The organism is Mesorhizobium sp. C395A (assembly GCF_030323205.1).
Lineage (GTDB): Bacteria > Pseudomonadota > Alphaproteobacteria > Rhizobiales > Rhizobiaceae > Mesorhizobium.
Genome location: NZ_CP100473.1, coordinates 1,316,621 through 1,334,702, shown reverse-complemented (window position 1 = coordinate 1,334,702; position 18,082 = coordinate 1,316,621). Strand labels below are relative to the sequence as shown.

The following is an 18,082-nucleotide window of genomic DNA, read 5'->3' as shown; positions in this document are numbered from 1 at the left end:
ACGTCCTTCACTTTGCCCTCGCCTCCTTGAGCAAGGCCGACATGTCGGCGCCGGTGATGATGCTTTCCACCGTCAACAGGTCGGTGTCGGCGACCGTTTGTTCCGCGACGATTTCGCCGCGGCGCATGACGATGATGCGGTCGGCGACCTGGAACACGTGGTGGATGTTGTGGGTGATGAGCAGCACCGAGTGGCCGGCGTCGCGCACCTCCTTGACGAAGCGCAGCACGCCGTGGGTTTCCTCGACGCCAAGATTGTTGGTCGGCTCGTCGAGTATGATCACCTTGGCGGCGAACTGCATGGCGCGCGAGATCGCGATCGATTGCCGCTCACCGCCCGAGAGCGTGCTCACCAGCGCATCTGCATCGAGCTTTTTCGAAATGCCGACCCGCTTCAGCAGCGCCGAGGCGGCGTTGCGAAACTTGGCGAGGTCGAGGGGCGCGAACACGCCGAGCCAGCCGAAATTGACCGGCTCCCGACCCAAGAAAAGATTGCGCGCGATGCTGAGGTCCGGCGCGAGCGATGTGTCCTGATGGATAGTCTCGATGCCGAGGTCCATCGCGTCGCGCGTCGAGCGGATCGACGCCTTCTCGCCGCGCACGAAGATGTCGCCGTGGTCGGCCGGGAAGACGCCGGAGATCGCTTTGATCAGCGTCGACTTGCCGGCGCCATTGTCGCCAAGCAGGGCAACCACCTCGCCTTCGTTGAGGGTGAACGAGGCGTTCTTCAGCGCACGCACGTTGCCGAAGGACTTTTGCAGGTCTTGCAGACGCAGCACTTCCATCCTCAGCTCCTTGCGGCGTTCTTCTGCAGCAAAGCGTGCAGGATGAGCATGGCGAGGATGATGACGCCGACGAAGATGTTGTATGCCAAGCCCGGCACACCGATCAGCACGATGCCGTTGCGGATGGCGCGCAGCATCAGCGCGCCGACGATGGTGCCGAGGATGGTGCCGCGCCCGCCGGTGAGCGCCGTGCCGCCGACCACCACCATGGCGATCACTTCGAGTTCGTAGCCGGTGCCGGCCACCGGCGAGGCGGCCGAAATCCGGAACGCGCTGATCATGCCGGCCAGCCCGGCCACCACCGAGGTCAGGATGAACAGCCAGATCTTGACCGCGTCGGCCGGCACGCCGCGCGCCACCGCTGCGTTGCGGTTGCTGCCGATGGCGCTGATCCAGTTGCCGAGCTTCGCGTAGCGCAGGATGTAAATCGCCAGCAGCGACAGGCCGATGAACCACCAGAGCGAGGTGTAGAACCGGAACGAGCCTACATTGAAGCTGCCGGCAAGCAGCGTGACGAAGAAGCCGGGCTGGTCCCACGACTTCAGGGGGAATCCCTGCGTGATGTAGAGCGCCGCGCCGCGCACGACGAGCAGCATCGACAGCGTGACCAGGAACGAGGAAATGCCGATCTTGGTGACGATCAGCCCGTTGATGGCGCCGATCGCGATGCACAGCACAAGCCCGGCCAGGAGGGCGACGCCGATGTCGATACCGCCATTCTGCACCAGCAGCATCACCACGACGGGCGCAAGGCCGAACACGGCGCCGACCGACAGATCGAACTCGCCCGCCGTCAGCAGCAGCGTCATGCCGAGAGCGATGATGCCGAGCTCGGGCAGGAACGCCATCATGTTGGATATGTTGAGCGGCGACAGGAAGTTGCCGTCGGCGATGGCGAACACCACGAGCAGCACGATGAGGATGATGAGCGAGGAGAATTGCGGCGAACGCAGCAGCGCAGACCTGCCCTTCGCTCGCTGCGTGTCGTCGTCTGCTGTGATTGCCATATCTGTCAGGACCATGCGTTTCGTCCGGCGCCCGCCATTTCGGGGCGGGCGCCGATTGTCGTCACTTGTTGTAGAGTTTCAGGATCGGCTCGACGCTCGAGGCGTCGTAGAGGCTGAATGTGTGAATGTCGTAGCCGATCGGCTCGCCAGAGGCCGCAAGCCCGAGCAGCGCCACCGGCATGAAGCCCTGCGCCGACGGGTACTGCCAGGCCGCAGCATTGACGAAGCCGGACTTGACCGCCTCGGCCGTCTCCTTTGAGTTGCCCCAGCCGACGACCGGGACCTTGCCGGCCGACACACCGGCCCCGTCGAAGACGCGTTTGATGCTTGCTGCCACGGAATCGCCGAGTGCAATGATTGCCGGCGGATTGTTGGCGACCATGTAGTCGGTCATCTTGGCGATGATGCCGGCCGGGTCGGTGCCGCAATCGACCACGTCGTACTTGATGCCGAGCGGATCGAAGACGCTGGCGATGCCCTCGGTCTCCAGCTGCTGGTAGCTGGCGCCCGGCACTTCGACTGGCAGGAACACCTTGTCGCCCTGCTTCACCATCTTGTGGTCGACGAGATACTTGGCCCAGATGACGCCCGCTTCCCTGAGGTCGGCCCCGACATAGGCCTGCCGCCCGGTCGCCGGATCGTCGGTGTTGAAGAACACGATCGGTATGCCGGCGGCCTTGGCGGCCTTCACCTCCTCCGTCCACAGGCCGGGCTGAGCCGAGGTGGTGGCGATGCCGTCCGGCTTGGCGGCGAGCGCCGAGTTGAAAGCCTCCTTCTGCGCCGCCATGTCGCCGCCGCTGAACGAGATCTTGCAGGTCACCTTGAGCTGGTCGCAGGCCTTGGTCGCGCCGGCATTCCAGTCGATCCAGAACGCGTCCGAAGGGCCACCATGCGACAGCAGATAGAAGGTCTTCTGGCCGTCCTGCGCGAATGCCGGCAGGCTCAAGGAGACCCCGGCCACCAGCGTTGCCGCGGCAGCCACTTTCAATGCGAATTTCAACATTCATTCCTCCCTTGGTTGGAGTTGCGCCGCCATGCGCCGGCGGCGCAACCGGCGCTCACAGGCCGTTGGCGCGGAACTTCCCGTCGAGGAATTTCTTCGCGCGCGGCACGTCGTCTTCCGAGAGATGCTCGATGATGACCGGGATGTTTGGGTGCTTTTCCGCCAGCCGCTGCAGATAGAGATCGTAATTCAGCGATCCCAGCCCGGGCGCCGGCAGCTCGATCTCGCCGACCCCGCGGAAGGTGTGGCTCTCCATCGCATCCTCGTCGCCGATGTCGGCATGCTTTTCCGACTTGTCGCTGCCCGAACGCTTGACGTCCTTGGCATGCGCGATCTTGATCTTGTCGGTCAGCGTATCGAACACCTGGTTCAGGATCTGGTCCATCCTGTCGATGTTGTGGGTTTCGAAATAGTTGGTCGGATCCATCAGCAGGCCGAGGCCGGGATGGTCGACGTGGGCGAACATCTTCACCGTCTCCTCGACCGAGCCAACGACGTTGTTGACGTAGGTCTCGAGGAGGAAGACCGCGCCATGGTCATAGGCGGTCTGGGCAAGCTCGGCGATCACCTTGCGGCATTCCTCGAATCCTTCCTCGGTCTTGTTCTTCGGGTGATGCACCCAGTCGGATTCGGTGTTGTAGGTACCGGTCTCGGAGATCACGTAGGGCGAGCCGAAGCTGCGGGCGTTGCGGATGATCTCCTTGAGATAGCCGACGCGCTTGTCGCGCTCGGATTTGTCGGGATGGATGATGTTGGTGTAGCCCGACACGCAGCAGATCGGCAGGTTGTTGTCGCGGAAGACGTCGCGCACCTGCTTGGCCTTTTCCTCAGTGATCTGCCCGGCCGACAGATCGATATCCCTAAAATGCAGGTCGAGCTGCACCGTGTTGAAACCGAGCCCGCGGATCTTCTTTGCCGTCTCTTCGAGGCCGTACCGGAAATAGCCCGTGAAAATACCTGCCTGCATCATGATGTGAATTCCTCCCTGTAAGCGATTCAGTTGGCTGATTTTATCGAGATTTCGGAAAGCTTGACGGTGCGGCCCTCGTGGATCGAGCGATAGCCGGCCTCGACCAGTGCCATTGTCTTGACGTTGTCGGCGACGGAGAGCGCCGGCGGCGCGCCTGTCTTCACCGCATGCTGCAATTGCTCCATCACGCCGATGAAGGCATGCGGGAACCACATCGTGTCCCAGCTCGGGCTGACCCATTCGCCGCCGGTCGTCTCGGTCGAGGCATAGGTCAGCGTCGAGGCAGCGCCTTTCGGCCAGCCGATCGTGCCTTTGGCGACACCCTTGGTGCCGTCGACGCGCCAGTTGATGTGCTGGTCGTCCAGATAGCCCTCCTGGCGCGGTCCGGACCAGACATCCTCCAGCGACACGGCGAGCACGCCGGAGGGAAAGCGCAGCGTCGAGACGGTGATGCCGTCGCTATGCTCGAATGTCGTGCGCGGGTCCTTGCGTGTCAGCGTGGTGATTTCCGAGGGATCGCCGAACAGAAAGCGCAGCACGTCGAGATGATGCACGCTCATATTGGCGAGCGTCAGCCGGTCGTAGTCCTGAAGGAAAGTCTGCCAGTGCGGGATGGCATGCATGTCGATCTGCGCGAAGACGATGTCGCCCAGCGCGCCGCTGTCGATGATCTGCTTCAGAACGCGCATCGACTGGTCGTAGCGCATGTTCTGGTTGACCGAGAGGATCTTGCCGGACTTTGATGCTTCGTCGCGCAGCTTCACGGCTTCATCGACCGACAGCGCCAGTGGCTTCTGCGCCAGGATCGCCTTGATGTGAGGCTGCTTCAGCGCATGGCGGATCAGCGCCGGCTGCTGGTCGGGCGGAAAGGCAAGGTCGACGATCTCGATCTCGGGATTCTCGATCAGCTGTTCCGGCGTGTCGTGCACGGTCGGGATGTCCCAACGCGTGGCGACCTTCTGCGCATTGGAACGGGTCCGCGAGGCGATCGCCATCACGTTGAACCCCGCTTCGCGATAGGCTGCCAGATGGCACTCGGCCATGATCATGCCGGCGCCGATGCAGCCGATACGGTATTCTTTCGTGCGGACCTTCACGTCCGGCTCGAAGCCTTCGCTCGCCATGTCTTCCTCCCGCAATTCTGTTTTCGCAGCCGCGATCATCTCGCCAACGCGCCTCCGTCCTGCCCGAAATAATGCACCCGGGCCGGCTCGCAGGATATCGCTACCGCCGCATCCGGCCTGATGTCGGGCTGGCCGCGCAGCAGCGCCTTCAGCCGCGCCTCTCCGGCGGCGAGCGTTACCACCGTGTAGCCGCCAAGCGGCTCGACCTCGAACACGCGTGCCGGGCGGCCAACGCCCCCGTCGACCCAGGGCCGGACCTGGATGTCCTCCGGCCTGAGCCCGATTTCGATCGCGTCGGCCGGAGCAGCGCGATCGGCGATGCTGACCGTGCCTTCTGCGGCCTCGATGCCACCGTCGCCGCGAACGGATTTGAGGATGTTCATCATCGGCGAACCAAGCAGTCGCGCCACATAGGTGTTCGCCGGGCGGTCGTAGATCTCCGCCGGAGCGCCGATCTGCCGGATCCTGCCATTCTCCAGAATGGCGATGCGGTCGGCGATCGACATCGCCTCTTCCTGGTCATGGGTGACGTAGATCAGCGTCTTGCCGAGTTCGCGCTGGATGCGCTTGAGCTCGACGCGCGTTTCCTCGCGCAGCCGCGCATCGAGCGCAGAGATCGGGTCGTCCATCAGATAGGCGTTCGGGTCGCGCACCAGGGCGCGGGCTATGGCCACGCGCTGCCGCTCGCCACCGGAAAGCTGCGCCGGCGGCTTGTGAAGGATGTGGCCGATATGCAGCTTGGCGGCGACGTCGGCGACACGCTTTTCGATCTGGGCCTCGGCGACCTTGCGCTCGACCAGCGGGAAACGCACATTGTCGCGCGCGCTCATATGGGGGAACAGCGCCAGGTTCTGGAACACCATGGCGACATTGCGCTCGGCCGGCGAGACGGTGTTGACCGGTTTGCCGCCGATCAGGATCTCTCCGGCGTCAGGCGTCTCCAGCCCGAGCACCAGGCGCAGGATTGTCGATTTGCCCGACAGCGGCGGCCCGAAGAAGCAGAAGAATTCGTTGTCATTGACGGTGAACGAGGCGTCGTCGACGGCGAGCGTCGTGCCGTAACGCTTGCTGACATTGCGAAAGACGATATCGGCCATGTCAACCTGCCTTCATCGCAATGCCGCTGCGGGCATCGAAGACACGCACGGACGATGCCACGGGGGCGACGACGGCAAGCTCGCCGATCGACAGTCCGACAGCATTGTCGAACACCGCCTTCACGGCGGTCTCGCCATCGCCGAGATGGACGATGGTCCTGGCGCCGATCCGCTCGACGAAGCTCACCGGCATGGCGAGGCCCTGCCCGCTCTGCACCAGCGACACCTGTTCGGGCCGGAAGCCGTAAAGCACCTCGGAGCGCGATCCGCGCAAGGTGGCGGCCAGCGCATCCGGCAGCGTCGGCGTGACCCCCAGTGGCCCGAGATCGACCACCAGGCCCCGGTCGCTCTCCGCCGGCCTTCCCTTCAGCAGGTTCATGCCCGGAGCGCCGATGAAGCGGGCGACGAAGACATTGGCTGGATTGTTGTAGACTTCCAGCGGCGTTCCCACCTGCTGCAGCACGCCGTGATCCATGACGGCAATGCGGTCGGCCATGGTCATGGCCTCGAGCTGGTCATGGGTGACGTAGACCATCGTCTGCCTGAACTGGCGCTGCAGCTGCTTGAGCTCGGTCCGCATTACCGCCCGGAAGGCGGCGTCGACATTGGACAGCGGCTCGTCGAGCAGGAAGATGGCCGGCTCCATGATCGCCGAGCGTCCGATTGCCACCCGCTGCAGGATGTTGACCGAGAGCCGGTCGGCCTTGCGGTCGAGCAGCGGCGTCAACTGCAGCAGCTCGGCGGTGGCGCCGACGCGGCGGTCGATCTCAGCTTTCGCCGCACCACGCATCCGCGGCCCGTAGCCAAGGTTCTGGCGCACCGTCATGTGGGTGAAGATGGCATAGTTCTGGAAAACGAAGCCGACGCCGCGCCGGCCCATCGGCACGCCGGCCATGTCGCGCTCGCCGAACAGGATCTTGCCGCTGGTCGGCTCCTCCATGCCGGCTATCATGTTCATCGTTGTCGACTTGCCGCAGCCCGAAGGCCCGAGCAGCGCCATGAACTCGCCATCGGCGATGTCGAGGTCCATGGTCTTCAGCGCCGTGAACTCGCCAAAGGTCTTGACCAGGTTGCGCAGCTGGATCGCGCTCATGCCGGCACCAGCCTCGCCCGCGCCATGCGCTTCATGGCGAATACGGCAACGATCGAAAGCACGACCAGGATGGCCAGCGCGATCGCCGCCACATAGCCCCAGATCAGGTCCTGCGTCGTGACCTTGTAGATGTAGACGGAGATCGTCTCCGTGGCGACGCCGGGGCCGCCGCCGGTCATGATGTAGAGCGTGTCGAAGATCTTGAAGTTCTCGATGACGCGGATCGCCAGCGCGATGATGATGATCGTCTTCATCTTCGGCAGCACGATGGTGACGAAGCGCTGCCACGGATTGGCGCCGAGCAGGGTCGCCGCCTTGATCTGGTCCTGCGGCACGCCGACCAGGCCGGCAAGCAGGATCAGGAACATCAGCGGCGTCCACTGCCAGATATCGGCGATGATCACCGCGATCAGGGCCAGTGTGGGGTCAGACAGCCAGGCGATGGTGACGCGGGAACCGCTTAGTGCCGACAGGATGTCGTTCAGCGGCCCGCCCGACTGGAACAGCATGAAGAACATGTAGCCGGCCACCGCCGGAACCACCATCATCGGCATCAGCAGGATCGAATAGAAGATCCGCTTGCCCGGAAAATCGTCCGCGAACAGCGTCGCCAATGCCAGGCCAAGCAGGAATTCGACAGGCACGCACACGACCATGACGATGGCCGTGCGCCTCAGCGCGCTCCAGAAGCGCGCATCGGCGGCAAGGTCGGTGTAGTTGGCGAAGCTGTTCCACATCTCCCATGCGTTCCACCAGCCGAGGCCGGAGAGCGGCGACCAGTCGGTGACGCTGATGTAGAGCTGCATCAGCAGCGGGAAGACGGAGATGAAGAGCACCAAAACCTGCGCCGGCAGCGTCAGGCGGAATCCCAGCCGCGCTCCCTCGTCCCGCAGCGCGGGCTTGCCAAGCGCGGCCTTTGCGTCCTTTGAGACAGTCACGGTCACCGCGCTCATTGCTTGAGCGCGCCGAACGTCAGTCCGCGCACCAGATGGCGCTGGATGGCGATGCCCATGATGACCGGCGGCACCGCGGCGATAAGACCGAGCGCGGCCTTGGCGCCATAGAGCTGCCCGGTCATCGAGGAGGACAGCGAGGCCATGTAGACGGGGATCGTCACCCATTCACGCGTCGTCAGCAGCAGCGCGATCAGATAGTCCGACCAGTTGAGGATGAAGACGAAGAGGGCGGCGCTGGCCAGCGGTGCGCGCATCATCGGCAGCGTGATGCGCGTGAAGACGCGCAGCCGCGAACAGCCTTCGACAAGCGCCGCTTCCTCGATCTCGCGCGGCATGTCGTCGAAGAAGGTCTTCATGAGCCAGAAAGCGAACGGCAGGGTGACGATGCCGTAGATCAGGGCCAGGCCAAACCAGCTGTCGGTGAAGTTCAGGAAGGCCCACATGATCATGACCGGGATCATCACCGCCATTGGCGGAAACAGCCTGAGCTGGATCAGCGCCAGCGGCAGGTTCTGGCCGGAGCCGAAACGCGACAGCCCGTAGGCCGCAGCCGTGCCCGCCGACATTGCGATCGCCGTGCCGAACACCGAAGACAGCAGCGACGACAGGATCGGCTTCAGCGCGGTGCGGTCGAGCGCCACGATCAGATTGTTGTTGGACTCGCCGAAGACGAACTGGAAATTGCCGAGCGTCGGGTTCTTCGGCCACCATGTCAGGTCGGCGCCGGTCGCCGACCATTCGGCGATCGGCTTGAAGGCCATCGACACCATCCACAGGATCGGTACCAGCGTCACCGCCATCGCCGCGAAGATCGCGGCGTAGCGGAATATCTCGAAGGGGACGGAACGCTTCATCTGGCTGCTTTGCTGGTGGCGTTGACTGCGGCGGGGAGGAACAGATGCTCCTCCCCTCCAGCGCTGATCCAGGGAGACGGATCAGCTGATCGGGTCGAGAACCGTCGGCCAGGCCTCCTTGTTCGTCCTGATGGCTTCGAGCAATTTGTCCTCGCCGATGCGGCGGGCGATCTTCTTCCACTCCGCTTCCGTGTCGGCCATCGCCTGTTCCGCCGTCTTGGCCTTGGTCAGCGACGCCATCAGGTTTTCGTCCAATGCGTTGTGGAAGGCGGTGGCGCCGGGATAGTTGATCGTCGGCACCGTGCGGGCGACGGTCTCGCGCACCACGTCGATGTGGTAGGCGTGGTAGGTCTGGCGCACCAGCGGATCGGAGAAATCCGAGAGCCGGAACGGATCGAGATAGCCGCCCGGATTGGCGCTCATCCAGGCATAGATGCGGGCGGAGCCCAGCCACTGCAGCAAGAGGTAGGCGACCTCCTGGTTTTTCGACTGAGACGAGACCATGCCGGTCAGCGAGAACCACAGCACGGAACGGCTGATCAGCTTGCCGTCGACTTCGCGGCCGGGCGGCAGCATCGAGCCGATCTTGCCGGTGACGGCGGAATCCTTGTTGCCGGCATTGTCGAGGAATTTCGGCAGGTTCGAGAAGGCGCAGGTCATCGCCGCGCCGCCCTTGGCGAAATTTCCATACTGCTCCGGCCAGCCCCAGGAGATCGCGTCCGGCGAGTGATGAACGAGCGAGCCGACATATTCGTTGGTGGCGGCAATGCCGTGCTCGGAATTGATCAGCGGCTTGCCGTCGTCGCCGAACAGGAACTGGTTGGGCGATGCCATCGAGACATAGCGCTGATACCAGTTGGTGTAGCCCCAGCCCTGGTTGCGCAGGTCGGTGGAGCCGAACAGGCCCTTGTCGGGCCGCTGGAAGAAGCCCGCGATGTCACTGTGCTGCTTCCAGGTCTTCGGCGGCGCCAGATCGTAGCCGAATTTGTCCTTGAACGCCTTCTGCTCGGCGGCGTCGCCGAACAGGTCGGTGCGGTAGACCCAGGTCTGGAAGTCGCCGTCCAGCGACACGCCATAGTTGGACCCGCGATATTTGTTGAGCAGCGACACGCCCTTGGCGCCGTCGACATAGCCTGTCTTGGGATCGTCCCATTCGGGCTTGTACTGGGCGACGAAGTCGTCGAGCTTGGCGATGCCGCCGGTCTCGGCAAGGTCGCCGAGGCGGTTCCATTCCGTCGAGTAGATGTCATAGGCCCCACCCTTGGTGGAGATGTCCTGCATCGTCTTGGTGAATTCCTGGCCGTTCGGCAGGCCGACGATCTCAATCTGGATGCCGGTTTCCTTTTCCCACAGCTCCTTGATCGACGGCGCACCCGCCGGGAAAGGCTGTGTGAGTTGACCAATCGAGCCATCCGACAGGCCAAGCACGATCTTGGCCGGCGCCTTGCCTGCTCCCTTCAAGGCCTTGGCCGCCTCAACGGCACGGCCTTCCGGCGTGTCGGCGCCATATTGATAGCGCTCGGCGCCCTCGAAACCGGTGGGGCCGCCTACCATGCCTGGCGCCAGCGCGTCGGCCGCAACGGCACGGCCGGGACGGATGAATTGCGGTGCGATACCGGCCGCAGCCACGAACGCCGCCGCCTTTCCTCCGGACGCCAACAAGCCGCGTCGCGATATGCGGATCAAATCAGACATTGGAATTCCTCCCTCAGGCCCGATGTTTCCTCCACGAGCCCATTGAGGGATATTGACGGCAGCACCGGAAGGCTGTCAACTTCATAAATACTCAAAATACATCGTAACACCGCAACTGCGGAGAAAATACGTCATGCAAAGGTCGACACACCGGCTCAATGCCTCGATTTGATGGGAAATCTGCCTTTCTGGCACGCGACTATCACGCCGGGCGACGCGATTTAGCCCAACCTCCTTGCGCATCGGCTTAGGCTGGATACATCATTTCCCATCAGAATCGCTGATGGCTGGCAGCTATGGCCGTCGGACGGGCTAGCGGCATTGTGCGATCTTATGCATTGAGGAGATGAAGACGGTGCGTTCCACCTTGACTGACATAGCCCGGGAAGCCGGCGTTTCCGCCGCCACCGTCGACCGCGTGCTGAACAACAGGCCCGGTGTGCGGGCGCGCACGCGTGAGATAGTGCTCGAAATGGCGCAGCGCCTCGGCTACATCGCGGAGGGCCCGAACGGAGCGCCGCCCAGGCCCTCACCTGGAGAGGTCATCCGTCTCGACTTCGCTCTGCCGGCCGGCACCAATTCCTTCATCAAGATGCTGCATCGACACATCGAGGCGCAGGCCCTAGCGCGCCCCGATCTCGACGTCCACATCGCCACCATAGAGGGCTTCAACCCCGACCGGCTCGCCCGCCTGCTGCAAGAATTGCGTGGACAGACACAAGGCGTCGGCGTGATCGCGCTCGATCATCCAACGGTGCGCGAGGCGATCCGCTCGCTGTCGGCCAATGACGTCAAGGTGGTGACCATCGCCTCCGACATCCTGCATGTTCCGAGAGTGGCCTATATCGGCATCGACAACCGCGCCGCGGGGCGGCTGGCCGGCTATCTGCTCAACCGCTTCATGGGGTCGGAACGCCCAAGCAAGGTGGCGCTGTTCGCCGGCTCGCTGTCCTATCGCGGCCATGAGGAACGCGAAATGGGATTCCGGCACATCTTGACCGAGGAGTCGCCCAATCTCGAGATCGTCGAGATGCGCGAAATGCTGGATGACCGAGAGAAGGCTTATTCGGAAGCATCAGCGCTTCTGGACCGGCACCCCGATCTTGCCGCGATCTACAATGTCGGCGCCGGCAACACCGGCATCGCTCGGGCGCTGAAGGAGCGTGGACGCGCCAAAGACATTCTCTTTCTCGGCCACGAGGTGACAGACGGCACCAAGGAACTTTTGTTGGATGGGACGCTCGATGCGGTCATAGATCAAAATCCGCGCGTCGAGGCGCGGGAAGCGCTCAACATTTTAAGCCACTCTGTCAGGCACCTGAACTATGAACCGCATCAACCACGACTTCAGGTGATCTTCAAAGAGAATATACCTGAAATCTGATCAATGGATCCGTGATCTTATCGCAAAGCACAGCGTTGGCGTCGCCACCGGTCCCAAATACGAACGAGAGCCCGAATGATCTCGTCAAAGCCGCCGATCTGGCACTATTCCGTGCGAAGTCGGAGGGCCGAGATCGGGTCGTGGTTGATGGTGCATGAGAAGGCCGTCGCCCGTTGCAACTCGGTCAGCCTAAAAGACCAAGTCCACTCATAGCACCGAAGTCGCGAACGATTGGGGCGAAGAGGGTTCTGGATGTCGGCACGAAGCCGACGAATGGCATACGCCCGTCCGTCCGCGACGATCACCTGAGGCATCGCCCCGGCCCCTGGCGCACGAGCAGATATGTCGCAGGCAACCTCGTGTGTTATACACGCACGCTGACTTTTTGGGTCGGACACGAGATCGATGGACCAGGAAACGCTTCTTGCCGCAGTCCTCTTAGCTGATGTCGTGGGCAGCACGCCACTCTATGAGCGGATCGGAGACGATGCCGCTCTACAGCAGGTCTCGGATTGCCTGGACACGATGCGCGAGATCGTCGCCAAGCACGGTGGTGATTTCATTTACTCGAAGGGCGATGACATACTCAGCCTCTTCGAGAGCCCGGAAATGGCGCTGAGGGCCGTCTGCCAAATTACCCATCAACTGACTAAAGGGCCGTTGAGCGCCCGTATCGGATTGCATTTCGGGGCGGTCATTCGCGCGCGGGGCGCGATATTCGGTGACGTTGTCAATGTCACCGCAAGGTTGTCCACCACGGCGAACCCCGGAGAGGTGCTGATCAGCCAGAGCTTCTGCGAAGCCCTTTCCCCGAGAAGCCGCAAGGGCCTGCGGCTCCTCGACAAAATGGCCTTGAAGGGGAAGCAAGAGTTCTTCGATGTCTATACCCTGTGGAGCGACGATGGGGCCCCCGGTACGCAGATCACCAGCCATGGCGCCACTACAGATAGACGCTCGGTCCTGCCGCGGCAGATTCATCTGGTCATCCGCTACAGAGATCAGCTGCGATCCTGTCGAAACGGCGAATCCGTGACAATCGGCAGATCGGCGGAATGCGATATCATCGTCGAGCGGCCCTGGGTATCGAGGCGCCACGCCGCCTTCACCATATTGAATGGCAGAGCTCGGCTTCTCGAACGAAGCTCTTCGGGCACATTTGTGTCCATGGGACTCGGCCACGAAGTATTCGTACGCCGTGAAGATATTATCCTCTTCGGCTCCGGCGTCATCTCGCCTGGAGTGAAGTCGGCCCTCGACGAAGCCCAGCTTCTTCACTACGAAATTGTCTCGGATTGACCCGGCCCGGATACTAGCTCGACCGGTTTCGAGCTGGTTCGCTGGCGCCTCAATGTCGCGCCGTACTCTTTGACAGCCATTGGAATCGACCGTTCACAAATGTGCCAAGGCCAATCCAGGAACGTCTGCTCTCGAAGTTGAACTGCGAAGAGCTGACTTCCGTTTCCCTCGCTGAGTTCGACGGAGCCGCGGCCGGTGCATCTCCCTCGCGGGATGCGGAGTTCTACCTGCTCCGAGGCCACATTCTGCAGGTGGATGGTTTCGGCAGCAAGCTGGCCCGCTCGATCGATGACGCGCTAGGTCTTGCCGCGAAAAGGCCGGTGCGTGGGAATTGTGCTGGACTGTCGTCAGACAATGAGCTGGCGACGGGAGCGGCCGGCTGAAGCGGGATGCCCGGACCAATTCCCTGCCCTGTGTCGCCTTGATATCCCCAGGCGCTGGAAGGTCAGCACCGGCTGTTGCTGCCCGGGGTCGATGAACGCTTCATCAGACCATTTGCGCCGCAATAGCTCCTCGACCACCTGCGAAGGCTCGCGATTGGGCTACCGTCACGAAATTGGCGCAGAAGCGCAGACCACTGACATATCGCGACGTCGAGATGGAGCTCGATACGACCGTGTTTGCAGCACCGGGGGGAGATTCCTCTTGGGCCGATCGAGTTCAAGTTGCTGCGCCACATGCTCGAGAATCCTGAAAGGTGATCAGCCGTGATGAATTCATCGCAGCTGGCTGGTCGCAGAAAGCCAGTGTGAGCGCCCAGGTGGTCGACGTTCACATGAGCCAGTCGCGAAAGTTGTTGAAGCAGTCGTCGCGCAGAGTTGCCATTCGCGCCGACCGGCTTGCCGGCTATTCTCGAAGACACTGCGGGCTGACGATCTCGGCGATTGGGTTCAGAAAGGTCGCTGCGTGACGCCGCAAGGGGACCGACCCAATGGGAAAGGTCTTGGCAGCTAGGGGACTTAACGCCACCGACATTGCAGCCGGGCGCTGCTCTAATCGAGAGAAAGTCTGGGCGTATAAAACAAGCGACATGAGCGTGTCGGATTGTTTGCATTCAAACGACCTTTGCGACGTTATCCGTGCCTTCGCCTTGCTGGTGCCGGAGGAAATCATGACGTCGCCCGACAATTCGGTCGAACTCGTTCGCGACAAGAAGTGGACGGTCCGCGTCACCGCCTACGGCAGCACCCTGACGTTTCCGTTCGAAGCAGAAAGCTATGCACGTTCTTATGCCGATGGTCAGGCATTCCGTCTCGGCGTTCAGGTGGCGGAACTGAAGCGATGCGACTGACACTTTGTCGACGCGTTGGCGGATAGCCTACATCGCGATCGGAACGAATAGGTCGCTGATTGCAGCCTCGCGATTTTTCCATCAAATCCCGCCTGCAATCTTGACAGCAACTCGGCAAAATCCCTCGCCGACTAGTGTTGTCATATGAGCTGGAGCTTTCCTCGCCGCCGGTGGTAAGCGGGATACGCTGCCGGGAAAGCCCTCTTTTCGCATAGACGCGAACCTTGTGCTTTTCCATCTCAAGGCTGATTGGCGGCTGGATGCGCGCGCCGTCTTTCATATTCTGCCATCGGCCCGCGCGGAGCGTGGAATCAACGGCGGGGAAGCGGATGATGTTTCCTGTTTGCGCTCGCGTAGCGCAAGAAACGCTGCGAAGAGCATGATAGCCATGCCGATGATGTCGATCAGGCTAACCTCCTCGCCGTAGGTGATGATGCCAAGCACGACGGCAATCACGGGTGAGACGAAGGCAAATGCTCCGGCGCGCGAGGCGCCGATTTCGTGCAGGAGCTGGATAAAGAGTGTGTAGCCTATGAACGAACCAAACAGCACGAGGAACAGCCACCCGACCCAGGCCGGCCAGCCCCAATCGCCTTTTAGAGCCGCGGCCGCGCCTGGCTCCACAACGAGTGAGATGAGAATTAGGAATGCGCCCCCGAAAAGGGTGGTGAAGCCGGCGATGAAGTCCGATGAATATACCTCAAGAAGCGGCCGCGCGAGCACCGAACCCCATGCATAGATTACAGCTGCCGACGCCACCGCTGTCATCGCCAGCAGCCGGAGCCCCCTGCCCTGCTGGTCTGCGTGTGTCCAACCAGCATAGGCTTCGGGCCCGAACAGGACGCACAGACCGGCCGCACCGAGCAAAATCGCAAAGAGCCTGCGGCCGTCATAGCGTTCGTCCCCCAGAAGCAACGCAAACCCAAGCAGCGTGACGGGGGTCAGCGAAAGCTCAAGAACAGCCGCGGTGCCCGTATCGATGTAGAGCATGCCCCAAAAGAGTGGGCCATAGCAAAGCGGAATCATGAACAACGTAACAACGAAAAGGCGCGGCCAACTCCTTTTCGCCACCCGTGGTAGAGCAGCGCCCCTTAGGCGCGTCGCACTGAGGATCAGCAAGCCGGCTACTGTAAAACGCGTGCCTGCGAACATCAGAGGCGGCACGGTGGCGATCCCTGCCTTGATACCGATCCACGTGGTGCCCCAGATCACACATAAAACCAAAAATGTCGCTGTGTTGCGGTTCATCGGAAGCAGCCTTCGCTGGGCGTTGTTGGTTCGTCGTAACGGCCAAAAGACGTTTATTTCGTTACAACGGCCTCTTGCCAATACGGTTCCGCCAACCGATGTTTCCGGGGATGGATTGTGCGAAGACTATCGTCGACATGCGCATGGTTGGCGGTCACGCCTGCCTGGACTTCGTCAACACGGTCGACGCGCGACGCGATGTATGGGGCCCAGACCTCTTGCAGACCTATGCCGACCTGGTCGTCTGGGCTGGACGTGCCGATTTGATCGACGTCGATGAGGCGCGAGCACTGCTCGCGGAGGCTTCCGCCCGCCCGCTCCTTGCGGAGGCGGCATTGGAAAAGGCCAAGATTTTGCGCGAGGCCGTTTACGCGGCTCTCCAGGCCGAGGCGGCAGGCGCCCGGGTGCCGGACGATGCCTTGCAAATCGTGCGCGATGCAGTCGCCCTAGCCCTGCCGAAGCGCTCGCTTTTCCCGTCCGGCGACCGCCTCGCTTGGCAGTGGACCGACGCAGCCAGTCTGAACACGATCGGCCACCGCGTGGCCTTTGAGACAGCCGAGTTTTTGGTGTCCAGGAATGACCGCCGCCGCGTGCGCGAGTGCACCGGGCCGAACTGCGGTTGGCTTTTCATTGACACCTCGCGTGGCGGGCGCAGGCGGTGGTGCTCGGATGAGAGCTGCGGCACACGCAGCCGGGTAAGGCGCTTCAGGGCAAAAGCCGCAGGGAACATGGCTCCCAACAGCAAGAATTAGTATCTGACGCCAGGCTTGGATGACCAACGCAGCATAGTTGGCTTCACGCTATCCCTGTCGCTGTTTGTCCAACGAAGCTAGTCTCGCGAGCGACTGTGGCCAAGACTGTGGAGAACACAGCCGGCGCGGCAAGCCATCATCGCGTTCCAGAGCGGGTTGCTTCGGGGCCGCCTACCTCGCCACGCTTCGATCGGTCGATCTGCTCAAACTTGACGGGAACTCCGGTAGCGTTACGGCGTTTTTCTCAGTCCGAAACAAACGAGGATAGGTGCCATGGACTGGAACCGTGTCGAAGGCAATTGGAAGCAGGTAAAGGGCAAGGTCAAGGAACAGTGGGGCAAACTCACAGACGATGATCTGGACCGTATTGCCGGTAACCGCGATCAGTTGGAAGGCAAGATTCAGGAGCGCTACGGCATTGAGAAGGACCGCGCTCAGCGCGACATCGATGACTGGTATGGCCGGCAAGGCTGGTAGGTCGCCGGTTCCAAACTGAACTTGAAAAAGGGCTCCGAGAGGTACGGCGCCCTTTTTTGCCGCGCTTCCTGTCGCCTTTTCGTCTCACGACAATAGAGCTCAGAGTCCGTTTTGAAATTCACGGATGAGCGTTTCGGCGGATGAGATTGCCGCCCATAGCGACAAGGATCATGGCTTGCGAGACGTCGATGCGCTGCTCGTAGTCGCGCACGAGGCGGCGCCATCTTGTCATCCAGCCGAAGGTCCGCTCGACGACCCAGCGGCGGGGCAGGATCTGGAAGCCCTTCTGGTCGTCGGATCGACGGATGATCTCGACCACGAAGTCGAGATAGGTGGCTTTGTCCATGAGCTTCAGCCGGTCATAGGCGCCGTCGGCGAACAGATGCTTCACCCAGGGCCAGCGCCTGCGGATACCATCCAGGATCGCCTGAGCGCCGGTCACTGTCGGAGATGTCGGCGGTGGTGAGATTGACAATCAACAGCCGCCCATCCGTATCCACGGCAATGTGTCGCTTGCGGCCGACAATCTTCTTGCCGGCGTCATAACCCCTTGTTTCAGCTTGCGGAGCCTTGACCGACTGGCTGTCGATCACACCAGCCGTGGGACTGGCCTCGCGCCCGGCTCGTTCGCGATCCAGCATCAGCGCCACGTCGTGGATGGTCTGGAACAGAAAGCGCCGAGCCAACTCGCGGAACCAGCCGTAGACCGTTTGCCAGGGTCCGAAATGGATCGGCAGCATCCGCCAACCGCAACCCGAGCGGACCAGGTAGCGCACGGCGTTGACCACCTCCCGGAAATCAACCTCGCGCGGACGGCCGCGACGCCCAGGTTTGGGCATCAGCGGTGCGAACTGCTCCCACTCCTCGTCCGTCAAATCAGACGGGTAGCGCTTGGTCTTCTTGGCGATCTGGGCCATCCGGCCACGGCTCTGCTTTGTCCACATCTAAAGCTTGAATCATAACCCAGCCTCAGACGAAACCCCCGGCAAGCCGATTTTCAAAACGGTCTCTCACCGAGAGACGTGGAACCGCCAAAGGTGCCCGTCGTTAT

18 protein-coding genes are annotated in these 18,082 nt (G+C 62.1%); 6 read left to right on the top strand and 12 right to left on the bottom strand.

Annotation, left to right across the window (positions count from 1 at the left end; translation table 11 throughout):
• Window positions 1-7 precede the first annotated feature (7 nt).
• From NLY37_RS06575 to NLY37_RS06530, 10 genes are all read right to left on the bottom strand, one after another.
• Entirely contained in the window at window positions 8-790 is a 783-nt protein-coding gene (locus tag NLY37_RS06575) for an ATP-binding cassette domain-containing protein (RefSeq protein ID WP_198018654.1), read from the bottom strand.
• Window positions 787-1,791, bottom strand: a complete 1,005-nt coding sequence (locus NLY37_RS06570; RefSeq protein WP_050586906.1) for an ABC transporter permease — start codon at window positions 1,789-1,791, stop codon at window positions 787-789. Before NLY37_RS06570 ends, NLY37_RS06575 begins: the two co-directional genes overlap by 4 nt.
• Window positions 1,792-1,852: 61 nt before the next feature.
• Entirely contained in the window at window positions 1,853-2,794 is a 942-nt protein-coding gene (locus NLY37_RS06565) for a sugar ABC transporter substrate-binding protein (RefSeq protein ID WP_023689426.1), read from the bottom strand.
• Between the two features lie 55 nt (window positions 2,795-2,849).
• Window positions 2,850-3,764: a sugar phosphate isomerase/epimerase family protein gene (locus NLY37_RS06560; protein WP_023741761.1), complete on the bottom strand. Its 915-nt coding sequence runs from the start codon at window positions 3,762-3,764 to the stop codon at window positions 2,850-2,852.
• Between the two features lie 26 nt (window positions 3,765-3,790).
• Window positions 3,791-4,888 (bottom strand): Gfo/Idh/MocA family protein, encoded by a 1,098-nt coding sequence (locus NLY37_RS06555; protein WP_286441880.1) that lies wholly within the window; start codon window positions 4,886-4,888, stop codon window positions 3,791-3,793.
• 35 nt (window positions 4,889-4,923) lie between these two features.
• The gene (locus tag NLY37_RS06550) at window positions 4,924-5,985 is read right to left on the bottom strand and encodes an ABC transporter ATP-binding protein (RefSeq protein WP_023743527.1); all 1,062 of its coding nucleotides are present in this window, start codon (window positions 5,983-5,985) and stop codon (window positions 4,924-4,926) included.
• 1 nt (window position 5,986) lies between these two features.
• On the bottom strand, window positions 5,987-7,078 hold the full coding sequence (locus NLY37_RS06545) for an ABC transporter ATP-binding protein (protein WP_023743528.1): 1,092 nt from the start codon (window positions 7,076-7,078) through the stop codon (window positions 5,987-5,989).
• Window positions 7,075-8,031: a carbohydrate ABC transporter permease gene (locus NLY37_RS06540; protein WP_023834197.1), complete on the bottom strand. Its 957-nt coding sequence runs from the start codon at window positions 8,029-8,031 to the stop codon at window positions 7,075-7,077. The genes NLY37_RS06545 and NLY37_RS06540 overlap by 4 nt, the downstream gene beginning before the upstream one ends.
• On the bottom strand, window positions 8,028-8,888 hold the full coding sequence (locus NLY37_RS06535) for a carbohydrate ABC transporter permease (protein WP_023669474.1): 861 nt from the start codon (window positions 8,886-8,888) through the stop codon (window positions 8,028-8,030). Before NLY37_RS06535 ends, NLY37_RS06540 begins: the two co-directional genes overlap by 4 nt.
• A gap of 81 nt (window positions 8,889-8,969) precedes the next feature.
• Window positions 8,970-10,583, bottom strand: coding sequence for an extracellular solute-binding protein (locus NLY37_RS06530; RefSeq protein WP_023682259.1), 1,614 nt, complete (start codon window positions 10,581-10,583; stop codon window positions 8,970-8,972).
• Window positions 10,584-10,938: 355 nt separating this feature from the next.
• Here NLY37_RS06530 and NLY37_RS06525 point away from each other — a divergent pair, with 355 nt between their 5' ends.
• The 4 genes from NLY37_RS06525 (at window position 10,939) to NLY37_RS06510 (ending at window position 14,554) form a co-directional block, all read left to right on the top strand.
• Window positions 10,939-11,967 carry a LacI family DNA-binding transcriptional regulator gene (locus NLY37_RS06525; RefSeq protein ID WP_023697399.1) on the top strand — a complete coding sequence of 343 codons (1,029 nt, stop codon included), beginning with the start codon at window positions 10,939-10,941 and terminating at the stop codon, window positions 11,965-11,967.
• A 405-nt stretch (window positions 11,968-12,372) separates the two neighbouring features.
• Window positions 12,373-13,263: an adenylate/guanylate cyclase domain-containing protein gene (locus tag NLY37_RS06520; RefSeq protein WP_023715432.1), complete on the top strand. Its 891-nt coding sequence runs from the start codon at window positions 12,373-12,375 to the stop codon at window positions 13,261-13,263.
• A 697-nt stretch (window positions 13,264-13,960) separates the two neighbouring features.
• Window positions 13,961-14,173 (top strand): helix-turn-helix domain-containing protein, encoded by a 213-nt coding sequence (locus NLY37_RS06515; RefSeq protein WP_050588486.1) that lies wholly within the window; start codon window positions 13,961-13,963, stop codon window positions 14,171-14,173.
• Between the two features lie 21 nt (window positions 14,174-14,194).
• Entirely contained in the window at window positions 14,195-14,554 is a 360-nt protein-coding gene (locus tag NLY37_RS06510; protein ID WP_245271038.1) for a hypothetical protein, read from the top strand.
• Window positions 14,555-14,830: 276 nt separating this feature from the next.
• Here NLY37_RS06510 and NLY37_RS06505 read toward each other — a convergent pair whose 3' ends face one another.
• Window positions 14,831-15,802, bottom strand: a complete 972-nt coding sequence (locus tag NLY37_RS06505; protein WP_050588487.1) for a DMT family transporter — start codon at window positions 15,800-15,802, stop codon at window positions 14,831-14,833.
• A gap of 137 nt (window positions 15,803-15,939) precedes the next feature.
• On the opposite strand from NLY37_RS06505, the gene NLY37_RS06500 reads away from it, so the two are divergent.
• A complete protein-coding gene (locus NLY37_RS06500) occupies window positions 15,940-16,554 on the top strand; it encodes a CGNR zinc finger domain-containing protein (protein WP_031198225.1) in 615 nt (204 codons plus the stop codon).
• 273 nt (window positions 16,555-16,827) lie between these two features.
• Window positions 16,828-17,031, top strand: coding sequence for a CsbD family protein (locus NLY37_RS06495; protein ID WP_023682266.1), 204 nt, complete (start codon window positions 16,828-16,830; stop codon window positions 17,029-17,031).
• Window positions 17,032-17,149: 118 nt separating this feature from the next.
• Here NLY37_RS06495 and NLY37_RS06490 read toward each other — a convergent pair.
• A protein-coding gene (locus NLY37_RS06490) for an IS5 family transposase (protein WP_286441865.1) occupies window positions 17,150-17,975 on the bottom strand; the annotation gives its coding sequence in 2 pieces (ribosomal slippage) (window positions 17,150-17,467 and window positions 17,469-17,975; 825 coding nt in all).
• Window positions 17,976-18,082: the final 107 nt, after the last annotated feature.